At 72.6% G+C, this 16,118-nt stretch carries 14 protein-coding genes; 11 read left to right on the top strand and 3 right to left on the bottom strand.

All coding sequences use genetic code 11. The features are described from left to right. Window positions 1–116: 116 nt before the first annotated feature. From ASG45_RS16745 to ASG45_RS03845, 3 genes are read right to left on the bottom strand one after another with little or no spacing between them, the layout of a single operon-like run. The gene (locus tag ASG45_RS16745) at window positions 117–1,709 is read right to left on the bottom strand and encodes an acyltransferase (RefSeq protein WP_055832906.1); all 1,593 of its coding nucleotides are present in this window, start codon (window positions 1,707–1,709) and stop codon (window positions 117–119) included. Further along, a complete protein-coding gene (locus ASG45_RS03840) occupies window positions 1,706–2,803 on the bottom strand; it encodes a substrate-binding domain-containing protein (protein ID WP_055832907.1) in 1,098 nt (365 codons plus the stop codon). The genes ASG45_RS16745 and ASG45_RS03840 overlap by 4 nt, the downstream gene beginning before the upstream one ends. Next, the gene (locus ASG45_RS03845) at window positions 2,800–4,722 is read right to left on the bottom strand and encodes a heparinase II/III domain-containing protein (RefSeq protein WP_055832908.1); all 1,923 of its coding nucleotides are present in this window, start codon (window positions 4,720–4,722) and stop codon (window positions 2,800–2,802) included. The genes ASG45_RS03840 and ASG45_RS03845 overlap by 4 nt, the downstream gene beginning before the upstream one ends. Before the next feature lie 153 nt (window positions 4,723–4,875). On the opposite strand from ASG45_RS03845, the gene ASG45_RS03850 reads away from it, so the two are divergent. The 11 genes from ASG45_RS03850 (at window position 4,876) to ASG45_RS03900 (ending at window position 16,057) form a co-directional block, all read left to right on the top strand. After that, on the top strand, window positions 4,876–6,888 hold the full coding sequence (locus ASG45_RS03850) for a DUF2264 domain-containing protein (protein ID WP_055832909.1): 2,013 nt from the start codon (window positions 4,876–4,878) through the stop codon (window positions 6,886–6,888). Next, window positions 6,885–8,186 (top strand): ABC transporter substrate-binding protein, encoded by a 1,302-nt coding sequence (locus ASG45_RS03855; protein WP_055832910.1) that lies wholly within the window; start codon window positions 6,885–6,887, stop codon window positions 8,184–8,186. The genes ASG45_RS03850 and ASG45_RS03855 overlap by 4 nt, the downstream gene beginning before the upstream one ends. A gap of 77 nt (window positions 8,187–8,263) precedes the next feature. Beyond that, window positions 8,264–9,202, top strand: coding sequence for a carbohydrate ABC transporter permease (locus ASG45_RS03860; protein WP_055832911.1), 939 nt, complete (start codon window positions 8,264–8,266; stop codon window positions 9,200–9,202). Next, a complete protein-coding gene (locus ASG45_RS03865; protein WP_055832913.1) occupies window positions 9,202–10,119 on the top strand; it encodes a carbohydrate ABC transporter permease in 918 nt (305 codons plus the stop codon). The genes ASG45_RS03860 and ASG45_RS03865 overlap by 1 nt, the downstream gene beginning before the upstream one ends. Window positions 10,120–10,122: 3 nt before the next feature. Beyond that, on the top strand, window positions 10,123–10,794 hold the full coding sequence (locus tag ASG45_RS03870; RefSeq protein ID WP_055832916.1) for a hypothetical protein: 672 nt from the start codon (window positions 10,123–10,125) through the stop codon (window positions 10,792–10,794). Between the two features lie 17 nt (window positions 10,795–10,811). Beyond that, on the top strand, window positions 10,812–11,993 hold the full coding sequence (locus ASG45_RS03875; protein WP_055832917.1) for a glycoside hydrolase family 88 protein: 1,182 nt from the start codon (window positions 10,812–10,814) through the stop codon (window positions 11,991–11,993). Beyond that, window positions 11,987–12,850 (top strand): fumarylacetoacetate hydrolase family protein, encoded by an 864-nt coding sequence (locus tag ASG45_RS03880; RefSeq protein WP_055832920.1) that lies wholly within the window; start codon window positions 11,987–11,989, stop codon window positions 12,848–12,850. The genes ASG45_RS03875 and ASG45_RS03880 overlap by 7 nt, the downstream gene beginning before the upstream one ends. Then, window positions 12,847–13,611 (top strand): 2-dehydro-3-deoxy-D-gluconate 5-dehydrogenase KduD, encoded by a 765-nt coding sequence (gene kduD, locus ASG45_RS03885; RefSeq protein WP_055832921.1) that lies wholly within the window; start codon window positions 12,847–12,849, stop codon window positions 13,609–13,611. The genes ASG45_RS03880 and kduD overlap by 4 nt, the downstream gene beginning before the upstream one ends. Before the next feature lie 52 nt (window positions 13,612–13,663). After that, on the top strand, window positions 13,664–14,509 hold the full coding sequence (kduI, locus tag ASG45_RS03890) for a 5-dehydro-4-deoxy-D-glucuronate isomerase (RefSeq protein WP_055832924.1): 846 nt from the start codon (window positions 13,664–13,666) through the stop codon (window positions 14,507–14,509). Continuing rightward, complete coding sequence (locus ASG45_RS03895) at window positions 14,509–15,447, top strand: sugar kinase (RefSeq protein WP_055832925.1); 939 nt, start codon at window positions 14,509–14,511, stop codon at window positions 15,445–15,447. Before kduI ends, ASG45_RS03895 begins: the two co-directional genes overlap by 1 nt. Beyond that, window positions 15,434–16,057, top strand: a complete 624-nt coding sequence (locus ASG45_RS03900) for a bifunctional 4-hydroxy-2-oxoglutarate aldolase/2-dehydro-3-deoxy-phosphogluconate aldolase (RefSeq protein ID WP_055832927.1) — start codon at window positions 15,434–15,436, stop codon at window positions 16,055–16,057. The genes ASG45_RS03895 and ASG45_RS03900 overlap by 14 nt, the downstream gene beginning before the upstream one ends. The last annotated feature ends 61 nt before the right edge of the window (window positions 16,058–16,118 follow it).

Genomic DNA, 16,118 nt, shown 5'->3' on the forward strand with positions numbered 1-16,118 from the left:
GCGCCGGGAATCGTCGCTTCCGGAGTGTTCCGGGCGACGATTTCCGGCACCTCACGCGAACCCGCGGGAGCGCGAACCCGCGGGAGCGCGAACCCGCGGGAGCGCGGGCCCGCGGGTCAGCGGGGTGCGGGCTCGGGGCGGTGGATGCCGCGCGGGCGGTAGCCCAGGGCGTCGGAGCACTCCAGGAGGTCGGCGAGGTACCAGACGATGGCGAGCCACATCTCGGTGCCCTGCATTCCCGGATCGTCGCCGTCGAGGCGGAAGGCCATCCCGGCTCCCGCTCGCCAGCCGCTCAGCGCGTGGCGCAGCAGGTCGGCGGCCAGGGTGCGCACCTCGTCGGTGCGGTATCCGCTCGAGCGCGTGAGCCACAGGGGATGGGCGATGTCGAGCACCGTGCACGCGTCTCGGCGCTCGGGCCGCATCCAGCGGTCGTTGCGCGCGTGACGCAGCACCGTGTCGACGACCGCTTCGGGGTGGGCGACGTCGACGCCGAACTGCGCCACGGTGCCGCGCGCGGCGCGGTAGAAGCCGTTGACCAGCAGGCGCAGGTCGCCGTCGGCGCCCGGTCGGCCCCACATTCCGGTGCGGGCGTCGGCGCGTAGCGACAGCCACCCGAACAGGGTCTCGGCGAACGCCGGGGGAACGGCATCCGCCCGGCGCAGGCTCCAGTGCAGCGCGGTGCCGATCGCGTCGACGTGATGACCGGCGCGCCAGGGGTCGTCTCCCCACGGCAGGGCATCGAGGCGCGCGACGAGACCGGCGGCGTCGGCCGCGACGACGTCGGCCAGGGGGTGGGCGAAGCCACCGCCCAGCAGGTCGAGGGCGTAGCCGGCGCTCAGCACGCCGTACGCCGCGTCGGGGTCGTCCCACAGCGACGCCGCGTCGGTCATCAGCCCGGTGTCGGCGCGTTGCTGCGCCCCGAGCACGTCGATCCAGTCGGCGCGGTCGGCACCCGCGGGCGGGCCGCCGTGCAGCAGGGCCGAGAGCTCGATCGCGTCGCAGGTCGCCCGCAGCGACGCGGGCGCGTCGGGGCGATCGCGGAACCCGCCGTCGACGGCTCCCCGCTCGAGCACCGACGACAGTTCGGCGCGCGCCACGTCCGCGAAGCGCGCGAGGTCGTCACGGCGCGGATCGGCGACCGCCGTCGGAGCCACTCGCCAGCGCAGCACCCGGGCCGGGTTGCCCCCGACGATCGCTCCGGCGGCGACGTCTTTGGTGACCACGGCCCCCGCCGCGAGCACGGCGTGGTCGCCGACCGTCACGCCGTCGAGCACGATCACGTGCGATCCGATCCAGACGTCCGACCCGATCCGCACGCCGCGTGAGGTCAGCGGCTGGCGGAAGACCTCGGTGCCCGGTTCGAACGAGTGGTTGAAGCCGATGATCGACGTGTGCGCCCCCACGCGGACCGCGTCGCCCAGCTGCACGTCACCGCGCACGACCGTGTACGGGTTGATCGAGCAGTCGGCGCCGATGCGGACCGAGCCGGTGAGGTAGGCGCCGAGCGCGACGTACGAGCGGTCGCCGATCGAGAAGACGTCGGGGTCGACCCCGGCGTGCTCCGACACGAAGACGTCCTCCCCGATCCGCCAGTCGGGATGGGCCGCGCGCAGGGCCGCGAGGTGCGCCCGCCGGCGATCCCGGTCCTCGGGCGCGGCGTCGCCGTCGAACGTCCACGGCGAGAAGTCGTACGACGACGGCGCGGTCATGACCGCGGGGCCGCCGTGGAGGCACGCACGTTCAGGCGCGGGCTGAGCTGCACGCGATGCACGGGGCGATCGGGCTCGGCGATGCGCCGGGCCAGCAGCTCGACCGCCGCCTCGCCGACGCTCGCGCGCGGCGGACTGACGGCGGTGAGCGCCGGGGTGAAGAGCTGGGCGACCTCGTCGTCGTACGCGATGATCGACAGGTCGTCGGGCACCGAGATGCCGCGCGTCAGCGCCAGATCGACGAAGGCCATCGCCTCGGGGTCGGAGTGCACGAGCAGGGCCGTCACGCCGGTGGCCAGGGCTGAGTCCAGCGTGGCGTTGACCACGTCGGAGAAGTCGGGGCTCGTGCGGTCGGGCAGGGTCTGCTCGAAGTGGTCGGCGGGGGTGAGGGCGAGCTCCTCGCAGGCGGTCTGCCACCCGCCGGCGATCTTTCGCGAGGTGGGCGAGTGCCGCGAGAGGATCAGCCCCACCTTGCGGTGCCCGAGGGTCGCGAGGTGACGGGCGGCGAGCAGGGCGCCGAGCGCGTGGTCGGTCGTCACCGACTCCCTCGGGATGCCGCCCGCTCCCGGAACGGCATCGCGTTCGACCAGCACGCTCGGCACCGGGCAGTCGGAGAGCCAGCTCATGACGTCGGCGGCGTGCGCCGTGTCGGTGTTGGGTGCGACGACGAGTCCGCGCACGTCGCCGTTGGCGACGAGACGTTCCAGCACGGGCCGCTCGTCCTGCAGCTCGTACGAGGCGCCGCGCAGGAGCATCTTGTACCCCAGGCGCCGACCGGCCGTCTCCATGCCCCGTACGACACCCGGCCAGTAGTAGGCGAGCGACGGAACGAGCACGGCGATCGATCCGGTCTGCGTCTCGTCGGCCCGGGTGGCGGGTGCCGGGGTGTTCGCCCCGGCGACCGCGCCGCCGTGCACCCGGCGCAGCACCCCCTCTTTCTCGAGCTGGGCCAGGTCGCGCCGCAGCGTCACCGTGGCGACGCCCAGGTCGTCGGTGAGCTGCGAGATGCGCACGGCACCGTCGTTGTGCAGGGCGCTCAGGATGTGGGCGCGACGCTCGGCGGCGAGCGGCTGGTGCGGGGTGGTGTCGGTCATCGAAGATCCTCGGTCGGTGTGTCCAGTTCTACCGTGAGCTGCACGTGGGTGCGCGACGCCAGGGGAAGGGCGAGGCGGGTCAGCCGCTCGCCCCACACCTCGGTGAGCAGCGGATCGTCGAGCTCTCGCACCTCCGCCGTCGCCTCGATGTCGCTCGGCCAGCGCAGACGCACCGCACGAGCCCCCTCGATCGGGACGACGCGGGCGCCCCCGCGCTCGAGGGTCACCTCGCCCGCGACGAGCAGATGCACGCGCGTGTCGTCGGTGGTGGGGGCGTCGTCGGCGAAGCGCCAGGCGTCGTCGATCTCGATGCGTCCGCGGGTGCGGTCCAGCGCCGCGCGGCGCCGCCACGACGCGAGCCCCGCCTCGGGATAGGCGCCGGCGAGGTCGACGTGGAAGACGGCGAGGTCGTCGGTCGCCTCCGCGTGCGCGTCGCGGGCGACGGCATGCGCTCCCGCCGGTTGGGCGACGCCGCGCACGACGGGCACGTTGTGCCACGCGCTCTGCATCGTCCAGATGTCGTAGCGGTCGGGGCCGAACGTGGCGGCGGTGTAGGTCGGGCGCCCGGCGTCGACCAGGACGGGCACCCCGTCGACGGCGACGACGACGGCGCCCACGTCGTTGTGGTTGTGGTGCTCGCCGTTGTGCCCGCCCTTCGCGACCAGGGCCAACCCGTCGCTCGATCCGGCGCGCTCACGGGCGAGGAACACCTGCGTCGAGGGCAGCCAGACGTCGCGGGGGAGCGGGGGCGGGGCGGGGGATGCCGACACCCAGGCGGGATCGGTCATCCCGCGCAGCAGCCGGCCCAGGCCCTCGCGCTCGGTGGCGGCGGGGGTGCCCGGACGGCGGTGCGAGGCGGCGAGGTCTGCGGCCGCCGTGTCGCCGTGGCGCCGAGCGGCGCGATGCAACGCGTGCCACGGCTGGTCGGCGGGGGGTCGGGCCTGCCCGTCGGCGTGGTTGACGAACCAGTCGCCGCCGAGGTGCGAGCGATGGGGGAAGGCGACGGTTTCGCGCAGGGCCGTCACCGCGGTGGTGTCGACCGCGCCGTCGGTGGCGTGCGCGAGGACGTCGAGCGCCTCGAGGGCGCGCGCGGCCCCGTTCCACCAGTAGGCGTACCCCTCGTCGATGGCCCCGTCGGCGGGGAGGACGGCGACGTAGCGGTCGAGACCCTCGACGGCCAGGGCGACGATCCGGTCGCGCTCGACGGCCTCATCGGGCCGGTCGAGCAGGCGCAGGGCTGCGACGATGACGTTGCCGTGGATCCAGGGGTTCCAGTTGTGCACGTCGCCGTCGAGGCCGATCCAATGCCAATCGCGGCGTCGCTGGAACGGCGCGAACACGCGCGTGCGGGCTTCGTGGCGGATGCGCGCGCGGAGCCCGGGGGCGCGGGCGTCGAGCTGATCGCCGAGCAGGTGGTCGATCCAAGCGAGCTGCGCGACCACCTCACCGGCGCCGAGGTCGACGAAGGGATCGGTCACGGTGGCCAGCACCGAGCCGTGCACGCTCCGGGTGTCGTCGTGGGCGGGCCAGCACCACGAGCTCTGCTCGCACAGCAGCACGACGCCGTCGACGACCTCGTCGATCCAGGTCTCGTCGAGGGTGGAGGCGGCGGCGACCGCGGCGCGGCTGAGGCGACGCTGCCTCTCGAAGGCCGCGTCCTCCCAGGCGGTGCGGTCGCCGTCTCGGTGCACCCGGGCCGCGTCGCTCGCCCGGGGCTGCGGCCAGGGCGTCGCGCGCTCGCCGCCGGCGCGGGCGACGAGGTCGTCGATGCCGATGCGATCGGCCGATCCCGCCCGCGGGTCCCACACGGCGCGGTCGGATGCCGGGGGCACGGGCAGGGCCTGGGCGGGCGCTCGGAGCGTGATGCCCTCGACGAGCGTCGCGAGCGGCCCGCGGAAGGTGGCGGTGGGGAACGGCATCGGTCTCCTTCGAACGGGATGGTCCCGCTACAAACGATCATAAACGATCATGAAGATTCAGAAAAGATGTTGTGGTGTTGTTTTCTGATTGATACGCTCGCCAACGTTCACCACTCCCGTGTCGGTGAACGGACGGTCTTCGAAGGAGAACCCGTGGCGACTTCCGCCCTTCCCCGCCTCGCCGGCGGACAGCGCAGCGACTGGCTCGCCGTCGCCGATGCGCTGCTCACCGCCGCGCAGCGCCACGCGAGCCCCGGTCGCGGACGCATCGTCTTCCCCGGCGAAGAGGGCGGATACGGCGCCGCCGTCGACGGCCTCGAGGGGTTCGCCCGCGTCTTCCTCCTCGCCGGGTTCCGCATCGCCGGCGCGCGCGGCCAGGGCGTCGACGACCTCATCGCCTTCTTCACCGCCGGCGTGCGCACCGGCGTCGACCCCGAGGCCCCCGACCGCTGGGTGCGCATGGACGAGCACGCGCAGGCCAAGGTCGAGGCGGCATCGCTCGCCCTCGCCCTCGACCTCACGCGCGACTGGATCTGGGACGCCCTCGACGCGCGCACCCGCGAGCGGGTCATCGCCTACCTCGCCCCCGTCGTCGGAGACGAGACCTACCCGCAGACCAACTGGGTGTGGTTCCGCATCGTGGTCGAGACCTTCCTGCGCTCGGTCGGCGGCCCCTGGTCGGCGTCCGACATCGCCGCCGACCTGGCCCGGCACGACTCGTTCGCCCGCGCCGACGGGTGGATGTCCGACGGGGAAGAACGCGCGTACGACCACTACGTGGGGTGGGCGCTGCACGTGTACCCCGTGCTGTGGCCGCGCATGACCGGCGCCGACGCCCTCGCGGGCGACCGCGCCGCGGCCGACGTGGCGCTCCTGGACCGCTTCCTCGTCGACGCCGTTCGCCTGGTCGGCGCCGACGGCTCGCCGTTGCTGCAGGGACGCAGCCTCATCTACCGCTTCGCCGCCGCCGCCCCGTTCTGGGCCGGTGTGATCGCCGAGGTCCCCTCGACCGGCGCGGGGCGTCTGCGTTACGCGGCCGGCGCGATCGTCGACCACTTCGTCTCGCACGGGGCCCCCGACGTCGACGGCGTGCTCACCCTCGGATGGCACGGCGAGTGGCGCGCCCTCGCCCAGTCGTACTCGGGTCCCGGCTCGCCGTACTGGGCCGTCAAGGGTCTGATGGGCATCGCCCTGCCCGCCGACCACCCGGTGTGGGCGGCGCCCGAAGAGCCCCTCCCCGTCGTCGAGGTCGACGACCTGCGGGCCGTGGCCGCCGCCGGCTGGATCGTCTCGGGAACGCGGGCCGACGGGATCGTGCGCGTGATCAACCACGGCACCGACAAGGCGCGCCCCGGGGCTCGCAGCGCCGACTCTCCGCTGTACGCCCGCATCGGCTACTCCACGGCCACCGCGCCGCTGCTCGACGAGCTCGCCTGGACCGACCCGCTCGAACAGGCCGTCGCCCTGGTCGACGCGTCGGGCCGCGCGACCCACCGCACGGCGCTCGTGCCCCTGGGGGCGCACGTGGTCGACGGGGTGGGAGTCGCGGCGTCGACGTCGGACGTGCACACGGTGGATGCCGTTCCCACCGCGCACCGCCACGGTGCCGGTCTCACGGGCTCGGTGAACCACGTCGGCCGGGTGACGGTGCGCTCGCTCGTGCGCGGCGCCTGGGAGGTGCGCATCGCCTCGGTCGACGACCTCGCCCCCGGCATCGACGTCGACACCCTGCGGGTGCGCGTCGGCGGGTGGCCGATCGCGGGCGCCGACCCCGCGCACTCCACCGACACGGGTGCCGCCGAGGTGCGTTCGCACGGCCGGGTGTCCGGCATCCGGGCCCTCACCCCCGACGCCACCTCGCGCGTGATCGTGCGCCGCCACGCCAGCCCGCTCGGCGAGGTCGCCGTGGTGCCGGTGCTGACGTGGGACGCGCAGATCGGCCTGCCCTTCGTCGCCCTCGTCTCGCTGAGCGGCGACACCACGGCCGACACCCGCGACGCCGCGTTCGAGATCGAGGGCGACGAGCCCGTCGCCGTCGTCACCTGGCCCGACGGCCGGTGCACGCGCACCCCTCTCACAGACTCCGGAGCCTCTCGATGGGCGCACCGGCATTCACGGGCCCGCACCGGAGCCCCGTACGCAATCGCAAAGGAGCAGCACGTATGAAGCGCAAGATCGTCGTCGCGACCGGGATGGGCATCGTCGCCGCCCTGTCGCTGACCGCCTGCAGTGGGGGATCCTCGGACGCCGCCGCCGAGGGTGGCCCCGTCACGCTGTCGATGTCGGGATGGAGCCTCAGCACCACGCCGGAGTTCCAGGCCCTCGCCGACAAGTTCCACGAAGACAACCCCGACGTCACGATCGAGGTCAAGGAGTACGACTCCACCAACTACGACACCCTCATGACGGCCGACCTGGCCGCGGGCACCGGCCCCGACATCGTGACGCAGAAGAACCTCAAGACCTTCATCACGTACCAGGCCGGCGGTCAGCTCGCCGACGTCTCCGACGTGACGCTGCCCGACGGCATCGGCGGCGCCGACGCCTACGACGTCGACGGCTCCACCTGGGCCGTGCCGTACCGCCAGGACTCCTGGGTGCTCTTCTACAACAAGGACCTCTTCACGCAGGCCGGCGTCGCCGAGCCCGACGGGTCGTGGACCTGGGACGACTACGAGAAGGCCGCCGAAGAGCTGACCACCCAGCTCGGCGCCGCCGGCTCCGCCGCCCTCGGCACCTACCAGCACAACTGGCAGTCGACGGTGCAGGGCTTCGCCAACGCGCAGAGCCCCGACGTGAACATCCTCGACGGCGAGTTCGGCTACCTCGAGCCCTACTACGAGCGTTCGCTCGCCCTGCAGCAGGCGGGCGCGCAGGTGGAGTACAACACCGTCACCGCGAACAAGCTCACCTACCAGGCCGAGTTCGGCAAGCAGCAGGCGGCCATGATGCCCATGGGCACCTGGTACGCGGCCACGCTCATCGCCCAGCAGGCCAAGGGCGAGGCCGACGCCTTCTCGTGGGGCTTCGCGCCCATCCCGCAGTTCGACTCGTCGACGGCCGGCACCTCGAAGACGCCGGTGACCTTCGGCGACCCGACCGGGTTCGCGGTGAACAAGGCGGCGGATGCCACCAAGCTCGCCGCCGCGAAGAAGTTCCTCGCCTTCGCCGCCGGTGAAGAGGGCGCGCAGGTGCTCGCGGGCCTCGGCATCACGCCGGCCTTCACCAGTGACACCGTCGCCCAGACGTACTTCGCCGTGAAGGGCGCTCCCGCCGACGAGCTGTCGTCGTTCGCATGGTCGTCGCACGACACCAAGCCCGAGAACCCCACCTCGGCGAAGACCGCGGCCGTGCAGAACATCCTGCTCGATCTGCACACCGCCGTGATGTCGGGTTCGACGTCGATCGACGACGCCATCTCGACCGCCGAGAACCGCGTCAAGAGCGAGGTCGGCGTCGGCTGACGCGACCACCGGTGGCCGGCCCGGCGCCCACGTCCGGGCCGGCCACCCCTGAGATCCCCTCGAGATCTGGAGACACCATGGCGACCATCGCCGACACGCGCCCGCGGGCGCCGAAGACCGGGCGTCACGGCGAGCGACGCCGCTCGCGTCTGACGCTTCGCAGCACCCTCATCGGGTGGAGCTTCATCCTCCCCAACTTCCTCGGCTTCGCCGCCCTGACGCTCGTGCCCGTCGTGACGCTGTTCTACATGTCGATGACGAACTGGAACGTCTTCGGCTCGTCGGCGTTCGTGGGCCTGGCCAATTTCGAGCGACTCCTGGGCGACGGCAGCTTCCGCATCGCCCTGTTCAACACGCTCTACTACGCGGCGCTGCACATCCCGCTGACGATGATCGTCGCGCTGGGACTCGCGCTGCTGCTGAACAACAAGCTGCGCGGGGTCGCGTTCTTCCGCACGGCGGCGTTCTTCCCCTACATCACCTCGATCGTCGCGATCGCCGTGGTGTGGAACCTGCTGTTCAGCCCCGAGTATGGCCCCATCAACGAGATCCTGCGCTTCTTCGGGCTGCAGAACCCGCCCGGATGGCTCACCTCGTCGGAGTGGGCCATGCCCGCCGTCGTCATCATCAGCACCTGGCGCGACATGGGGTACTACATGATCCTCTTCCTCGCGGGGCTGCAGACCATCCCGCGCGAGCTGCAGGAGGCGGCCCGCGTCGACGGTGCCAACGTCTGGCAGCGCTTCGTGAACGTCACGCTCCCGTGCCTGCGGCCGACGACGTTCTTCGTCACCGTGATGCTCACCATCAACTCGTTCAAGATCTTCGACCTGATCCTCGTGATGACCCAGGGCGGGCCCGGGCAGTCCACGCTCGTGCTCTCGCAGTTCATCTACCAGAAGGGCTTCCAGGAGAACCAGTTCGGGTACGCCTCGGCGGCCTCGATCGTGCTCTTCCTGCTGTGCATCGTGGTGACCCTGGTGCAGTTCTTCCTCAACAAGAAGCGGGACGCCTGATGACCGACCTCCTCGTTCCCGACGCGACCCGCACGCTCGTGACGGCCGGCGCCAAGCCGCCGCGTCGCCGACCGGTCGCCGGCTCCGCGCGACCCGTCCGCCGGGTGGGGCGCATCGTCGGCTACGCCGTGATGATCCTCGCCGCGGCAGCGCTGCTCATGCCGTTCTTCTGGATGATCATGAGCTCGCTGAAGACGCCCAACGACGTGTTCAGCGCTCCCGTGAAGTGGTTCCCCGAGACGTGGGTGTGGAGCAACTACATCGACATCTGGACGCAGTCCGGCATGCTGACGTGGATCCGCAACACCCTCGTGCTGGCGGTCGTCGTGACCTTCCTGCAGGTGCTGACGGGCTCGTTCGCCGCCTACGGCTTCTCCCGCATGCGGTTCCCCGGACGCGACGTGCTGTTCCTCGTGTACATCGGCACGATCGCCGTGCCGTGGCAGTCGTACATGATCCCGCAGTTCATCCTGCTCTCCAACGCCAAGGTCTCGAACACCCTCTGGGCGATCATCCTCATCCAGGCGTTCGGCGCCTTCGGGGTGTTCCTCATGAAGCAGTACTACGACACCATCCCCGAGGACCTCTCCGAGGCTGCGCGTCTCGACGGCCTCAGCGAGTACGGCATCTGGGCGCGCATCATGGTGCCCCTGTCGGTCCCCGCCATCGCCAGCCTCACCATGCTGACCTTCGTCGGCACGTGGAACGACTACCTCGGGCCGCTGATCTACCTGCGCAGCCCCGACCTCTGGACCATCCAGCTCGGGCTGCAGAGCTTCGTCAGCACGCTGTACGACGCCAACTACGCCCTGCTGTTCGCGGGTCTGACGATGTCGGTCGTGCCGATCGCGATCGTGTTCCTCTTCGGGCAGAAGTACTTCGTCGAGGGCATCGCGACCAGCGGAATGAAGGGCTGAGCCATGCGCCGCATCTCTCACGACACCTACGCGAACATCTTCTCGACGGTCTACCTCGGGCTCATGGTCAATCTGCTGCTGCTGATCGGCTGCGCCCCCCTGGTGTTCCTGCTGCTCACCACCGACCCGGTGATGTCGTGGCCCCTGCTGGCGATCGCCGCTCCCCTCGCCGCGCCCGCCCTCGCCGGGGCTCTGACGGCCTTCCGCGCGCACGGCCTCGGCGACGGACGGGTGATCCGCACCTTCGGGGCGGGGTGGCGCGCCAGCGCCCCGAAGGCCTTGGTCATCGGCGCGCTCGTCGCGGTGGTGCTCGCGATCGTCGTGGTCGACGTGCGCGCCGTGTCGGCGGCATCCTGGGCCGTCGTGGTCGTCCCCCTCTGCGCGACGGTGGCGCTGCTCGCCCTCGCGACGACGCCGGTGGCGCTGACCGCCCTCGTCGAGGCCCCCGGGACGCCGCTGCGCGTGCTGCTCTCGACCGCCGCGGTGCTGGCGGTGCGCCGCTGGTACCTCAGCGCGGTGAGCCTGCTCGTGCTCGCGGGGCAGGCCGTGCTGTTCACCACCTCGCCCGCGCTGGCGCTCGGCCTCACCGCCGCGCCCGCGCTGTACCTCGTCTGGGCCAACGCCCGCTTCGCCCTCCGCCCCGTGCTTCCGGCCGACGCCACCGTCGCCGTCTGATCAGAAGGATTCCCCGAATGACGACCTCCCCTCCCACCGCGCGGGTGGACACCGACCGCGCCATCGCGCAGGTGCTGGCCACGATCCGGGCCAACATCGCCGCGTTTGGCACGCGCTACCCCGACGACACCACCCGGGACAACCGGTACGACCTGCGACCGGCGGTGCCCGGATTCGACGAGGGCGCCAACCGCGGGTGGACCACCAGCTTCTGGCCGGGCATGCAGTGGATCGCCTTCGACCTCACCGGCGACGCCGACTTCCGCGACGCGGCCCTCGCGCACGCCGCCGACTTCGGCCGCCGCGTCCGCGACGAGGAAGACCTCGACACGCACGACCTGGGGTTCCTATACACGCTGTCGTGCGTGGCCCCGACGCGCCTGCTCGCCGACGACGAGCGTGCGGGGGACGCCCGTGCCGCCGCGCTCTCGGCGGCCGAGCACCTCATGTCGCGGTACCTGCCGTCGGCCGGCGTGATCCAGGCGTGGGGCAACCTCGCCGACCCCGCTCAGCGCGGACGCACGATCATCGACAGCCTCATGAACATGCCGCTGCTCACCTGGGCGGGCGAGCAGACCGACGATCCCCGCTTCGGCGAGGTCGTCGCCCGGCACACCACCGAGCTGCGTCGACACATCCTGCGGCCCGACGGTTCGACCTTCCACACCTTCTACTGGGATGCCGCGACGGGCGAGCCCCTGCGCGGGGCGACCGAGCAGGGGGCGTTCGACGACTCGTGCTGGGCGCGCGGGCAGGCGTGGGGCATCTACGGCTTCGCGCTGAACCACCGTGCGACCGGCGACGACTCGCTGCTGGCCGCGTCGCGCACGTGCGCAGAGTACTTCCTCTCGCACCTCCCCGCCGACGACGTGCCCTACTGGGACCTCGTCTACAACGACGGCGCCGAGGCCCCCCGCGACAGCTCCGCGGGAGCGATCGCGGTGTGCGGTCTGTACGAGCTCGCCGCCGCCGATCCCGCGAACGCCGAACGGTGGCGCGCGGCGGCCGACCGCATCCTGGCCTCGCTCATCGCCCGCTACACCCCGGCCGAGGCCGCCGACGCCGACACGGTGCTGCTGCACAGCGTCTACGACCTGCCCAAGAACGTCGGAGTCGACGAGGGCACCCTCTGGGGCGACTACTTCTACTTCGAGGCGCTCGCCCGCGCCGCCCGTCCCGACTGGCGGCCGGTGTGGTGAGGCTCGCGCGGGTCGCCGCCGACGGCGGTGAGCGTTCGGTCGCCGTGCTGTCGGCGAGCTCCGGCGACCGCCTGCTCGACCTCGGCCCCCGGCCGCTGCCCGAGCTGTTCGCCGAGCTCGACGGCATCCGGGATCTCGTCGCCACCGCGGATGCCGAGACCCTGCCGCCGCTCGACCCCTCGGCGCTGCGCGCGCCGGTCGTGCCGCGCTCGCTGCTGTGCCTGGGGTACAACTACCGCGGGCACGTGCCCGACGGGGTCGACCCCACCGCCGACGACCCGGCCACGCCGGACGTGTTCGTGAAGACGGCGAACACGCTGGGCGGTCCGGCCGATCCCGTCGTGATCCCCGCCGTGGCCGACGACGTCGACTACGAGGGGGAGATCGCCGTCGTCATCGGCCGACGGGCGCACGGGGTATCGCTCGACGACGCCCTGTCGTACGTCGCGGGCTACACCCTGCTCAACGACGTGTCCGACCGGTCGTGGCAGCGCCGACAGAGCCAGTGGGCGCTGGGCAAGTGCTTCGACGGGTTCGCGCCGCTGGGGCCCTGGATGGTCACCGCCGACGAGATCGATCCGCAGGACCTCGTCGTCGAGGTCGTGCGCGACGGCCGGGTCACCGTGTCGCAGTCGACGGCGACGACGATCTTCTCGGTCGCCTTCGTCGTGCACTACCTCAGCCAGGTGCTGACCCTCGAGCCCGGCGACGTCGTCTCGACCGGCACGCCGCAGAAGCTGGCCGCCGCGCAAGCCGCGCACCGACCGCTCGCCCCCGGCGACGCCGTGACCGTGCGCGTCGCGGGGATCGGCGAGCTGACCACCGTCTTCACCTCACCCTCGGGAGCACCCGCATGATCCTCGACACCTTCCGCCTCGACGGCCGCGTCGCCGTCGTCACCGGCTCGAGCCGCGGCCTCGGCCAGGGTGCGGCCCTCGCTCTCGCCGAGGCGGGCGCCGACCTCGTGCTCATCGACCGCGGCGACGCCGAGCACACCGCCGAACTCGCTCGCGGGCTCGGGCGGCGCGTGCACACCGTGCACCGCGACTTCGTCTCGGCCACCCGCGACGAGCTCGCCGCGGCGATCGACGAGGCGGCCGACGTCCTCGGCCGCGTCGACATCCTCGTCAACAACGCCGGCACCATCCGCCGCGCCCCCGCCGCCGAGCACGGCGCCGCCGACTGGGACGACGTGCTCGCCGTCAACCTCGACGCCGTGTTCCACCTCTCGCAGGCCGCCGGCCGTCGCATGATCGCGCAGGGCTGGGGGCGCATCGTCAACGTCGCCTCGATGCTGTCGTTCCAGGGCGGCATCCTCGTGCCCGGCTACGCGGCCTCCAAGCACGCCGTCGCGGGACTCACCAAAGCCCTCGCCAACGAGTGGGCGGCCTCGGGGGTCACCGTCAACGCGATCGCCCCGGGATACATGGCGACCGACAACACCGCCCCCATCCGCGCCGACGCCGACCGCGAGGCCTCGATCCTCGCGCGCATCCCCGCCGGACGCTGGGGGACCCCGGGCGACCTGCAGGGCGCGTTCGTGTTCCTCGCCTCCGACGCCGCCGCCTACGTCACCGGCACGGTGATCCCCGTCGACGGCGGCTGGCTCGTGCGCTGACACCGCCCGCTCCGCCCCTCGCCTTCCCGACCCCGAACCCCAGGAGAATCGCATGACCGCCTCCATCCCCCAGCGCTACGCGACCCACCCCGCGCAGATCCCCGGCATGGACACCGCCGACCTGCGCGAGCGTTTCCTCATCGACGACCTCTTCGTCGCCGGCGAGGTGCGGTTGACCTACACGCACCACGACCGCATCGTGCTGGGCGGTGCCGTGCCGGCGGGCGCTCCGCTGCCCCTCACCGGCTATCCCGAGATCCGCAGCGAGTACTTCCTCGAGCACCGCGAGGTGGGCATCGTCAACGTCGGCGGGGCCGGCACCGTCACCGCCGACGGCGAGGTGTACGAGCTCGTCACCGGCGCGTGCCTGTACCTGGGACGCGGCATCCGCGACGTCGTGTTCGCCGACGCGGGCACCGACGCCGACGGGGCGCAGTTCTATCTCTTCTCGGCGCCCGCGCACACGAGCTACCCCGCGGCGCTGGTGTCGCCCGGTGAGGGAACGGTGCGCGAGCTCGGCGACCAGGTCACGAGCAATCGCCGCACGCTGAACCAGTACATCCACGAGAACGGCGTGCAGAGCTGCCAGATCGTCATGGGCGTGACCCAGCTGCACCCGGGCTCGATGTGGAACACGATGCCGGCCCACACGCACGACCGGCGCACCGAGTGCTACCTCTACTTCGACGTGCCCGCCGACGCCCGCGTCGTGCACCTGATGGGCGAGCGCGAAGAGACGCGTCACCTCATCGTGGGCGACCGCCAGGCCGTCATCTCGCCGAGCTGGTCGCTGCACTCGGGGGTCGGCACGGCGGCGTACTCGTTCGTGTGGGCGATGGCGGGCGAGAACCAGGCCTTCGACGACATGGATGCCGCGCCCATCACCGACCTGCGCTGATGACGGGGGTGCTGCTCGCCGTCGGCGAGACGATGGCGATGCTCGCGCCCTCCGACGGGGGAGGGGTCGTCGATGCCGCGGCCTTCCTCGTCGACGCGGGCGGGGCGGAATCGAACGTCGCCGCCCACGCCGCCGCGCTCGGGATGACGGCGCGCTGGCACAGTCGCCTCGGCGCCGACGCCCTCGGCGATCGCGTGCTGCGGCAGGTCGCCGCCCGGGGCGTCGATGCGGCGTCGGTCGTCCGCGACCCCGACCGCCCCACCGGTCTGTACGTGAAGGACCCGGGCCGGGGCGTGCGGTACTACCGCCGCGGGTCGGCGGCCTCGGCCCTCGCCGAGGACGACGCCGACGACCTGGCCCTCGCCGGGGTCGACGTGCTGCACGTCTCGGGGATCACCGCCGCCCTGTCGTCGTCCGCCCGGGCGTTCCTCGTCGCGGCGATGGCGCGGGCGCGTGCGCTCGGGGTCACGGTGAGCTTCGACGTGAACCACCGCGCGGCGCTGTGGTCGGCGGCGGACGCGGGCCCCGTCCTCGCCGACCTCGCAACGGCCGCCGACGTCGTCTTCGTCGGCCGCGACGAGGCCGAGACGCTGTGGGCGACCCCGCGCGACAGCGACGTGCGGGCGCTTCTCGACGGCGTCGCGGAACTCGTCGTGAAAGACGGTGACGTCGGCGCCACGGCCTTCCACGGCGAGGCGCGCACGTTCGTCCCGGCGCTGCGGATCGAGGTGCTCGACGCGGTGGGGGCCGGAGACGCCTTCGCCGGCGGGTACCTCGCCGCCCGCTCCCGCGGGCTCGGGGTCGCCGACCGGCTCGCCGCGGGGCACGAACGCGCGGCGCTGACCCTGCGCACTCTCGGCGACTCCCTGCACGACACGGCCGCCCTGCCGGCATCCACCCTTCGCCCTCTCGATCGGAGCGACCATGCTTTCCGCTGACGACACCACCGCCTTCTTCGACGCCCGGTTCGCCGGAGCCCCGCTCATGGCGATCCTGCGCGGCATGGGCCGCGAGCGGTCGCTCGCGGTGGCGGCCACCGCGTGGGACCTCGGCATCGACGCCGTCGAGGTGCCCCTGCAGACCCCCGCCGACGAAGAGGCGCTGCGGGCTGTGTGCGCCGCCGCGGCCGAGCGCGGGCTGCGCGTGTGCGCCGGCACGATCGTCGACCCGGCGCAGGTGCCCGTCGCCCGGGCCGCGGGCGCGGCGTACCTCGTCTCCCCGGGCCTCGACCCGGCGGTGGTGGCCGCGGCGCGGGCTCATGGCATCCCGATCCTGCCGGGGGTGGCGACGCCCAGCGAGGTGCAGCTCGCGGTGTCGCTGGGGCTTCGCTGGCTCAAGGCGTTCCCCGCCTCGTGGCTGGGTCCGGCGTGGTTCCGCGTCATCCGCGGGCCGTTCCCCGACGTGCGGTTCGTGGCCACCGGGGGACTCGACGCCGGCAACGCGGCCGAGTTCCTGGATGCCGGGGTGCGCGTCGCCGCGGTCGGATCAGCGCTCGAAGACCCCGCGCAGCTCCCGCGCCTCGCCACCCTGCTCACCCGCCCGTCCTAGCCCCCGCCCCCACCCCCGCGCGTGAGTCGTGGCACCTCGCGCACATCCGTGCAAGCCCGCG

The sequence above is a fragment of the Microbacterium sp. Leaf436 genome (assembly GCF_001424715.1).
In the GTDB taxonomy this organism is placed as follows: Bacteria; Actinomycetota; Actinomycetes; order Actinomycetales; family Microbacteriaceae; genus Microbacterium.

Bases quoted from the DNA above. Each gene is read 5' to 3' on its own strand.
- ASG45_RS03875 (WP_055832917.1), top strand. From the start codon at position 10,812: ATGACGACCTCCCCTCCCACCGCGCGGGTGGACACCGACCGCGCCATC.
- ASG45_RS03895 (WP_055832925.1), top strand. From the start codon at position 14,509: ATGACGGGGGTGCTGCTCGCCGTCGGCGAGACGATGGCGATGCTCGCG.
- kduI (WP_055832924.1), top strand. From the start codon at position 13,664: ATGACCGCCTCCATCCCCCAGCGCTACGCGACCCACCCCGCGCAGATC.
- ASG45_RS03865 (WP_055832913.1), top strand. From the start codon at position 9,202: ATGACCGACCTCCTCGTTCCCGACGCGACCCGCACGCTCGTGACGGCC.
- ASG45_RS03900 (WP_055832927.1), top strand. From the start codon at position 15,434: ATGCTTTCCGCTGACGACACCACCGCCTTCTTCGACGCCCGGTTCGCC.
- ASG45_RS03845 (WP_055832908.1), bottom strand. From the start codon at position 4,722: ATGCCGTTCCCCACCGCCACCTTCCGCGGGCCGCTCGCGACGCTCGTC.
- ASG45_RS03840 (WP_055832907.1), bottom strand. From the start codon at position 2,803: ATGACCGACACCACCCCGCACCAGCCGCTCGCCGCCGAGCGTCGCGCC.
- ASG45_RS16745 (WP_055832906.1), bottom strand. From the start codon at position 1,709: ATGACCGCGCCGTCGTCGTACGACTTCTCGCCGTGGACGTTCGACGGC.
- ASG45_RS03870 (WP_055832916.1), top strand. From the start codon at position 10,123: ATGCGCCGCATCTCTCACGACACCTACGCGAACATCTTCTCGACGGTC.
- ASG45_RS03860 (WP_055832911.1), top strand. From the start codon at position 8,264: ATGGCGACCATCGCCGACACGCGCCCGCGGGCGCCGAAGACCGGGCGT.
- ASG45_RS03855 (WP_055832910.1), top strand. From the start codon at position 6,885: ATGAAGCGCAAGATCGTCGTCGCGACCGGGATGGGCATCGTCGCCGCC.
- kduD (WP_055832921.1), top strand. From the start codon at position 12,847: ATGATCCTCGACACCTTCCGCCTCGACGGCCGCGTCGCCGTCGTCACC.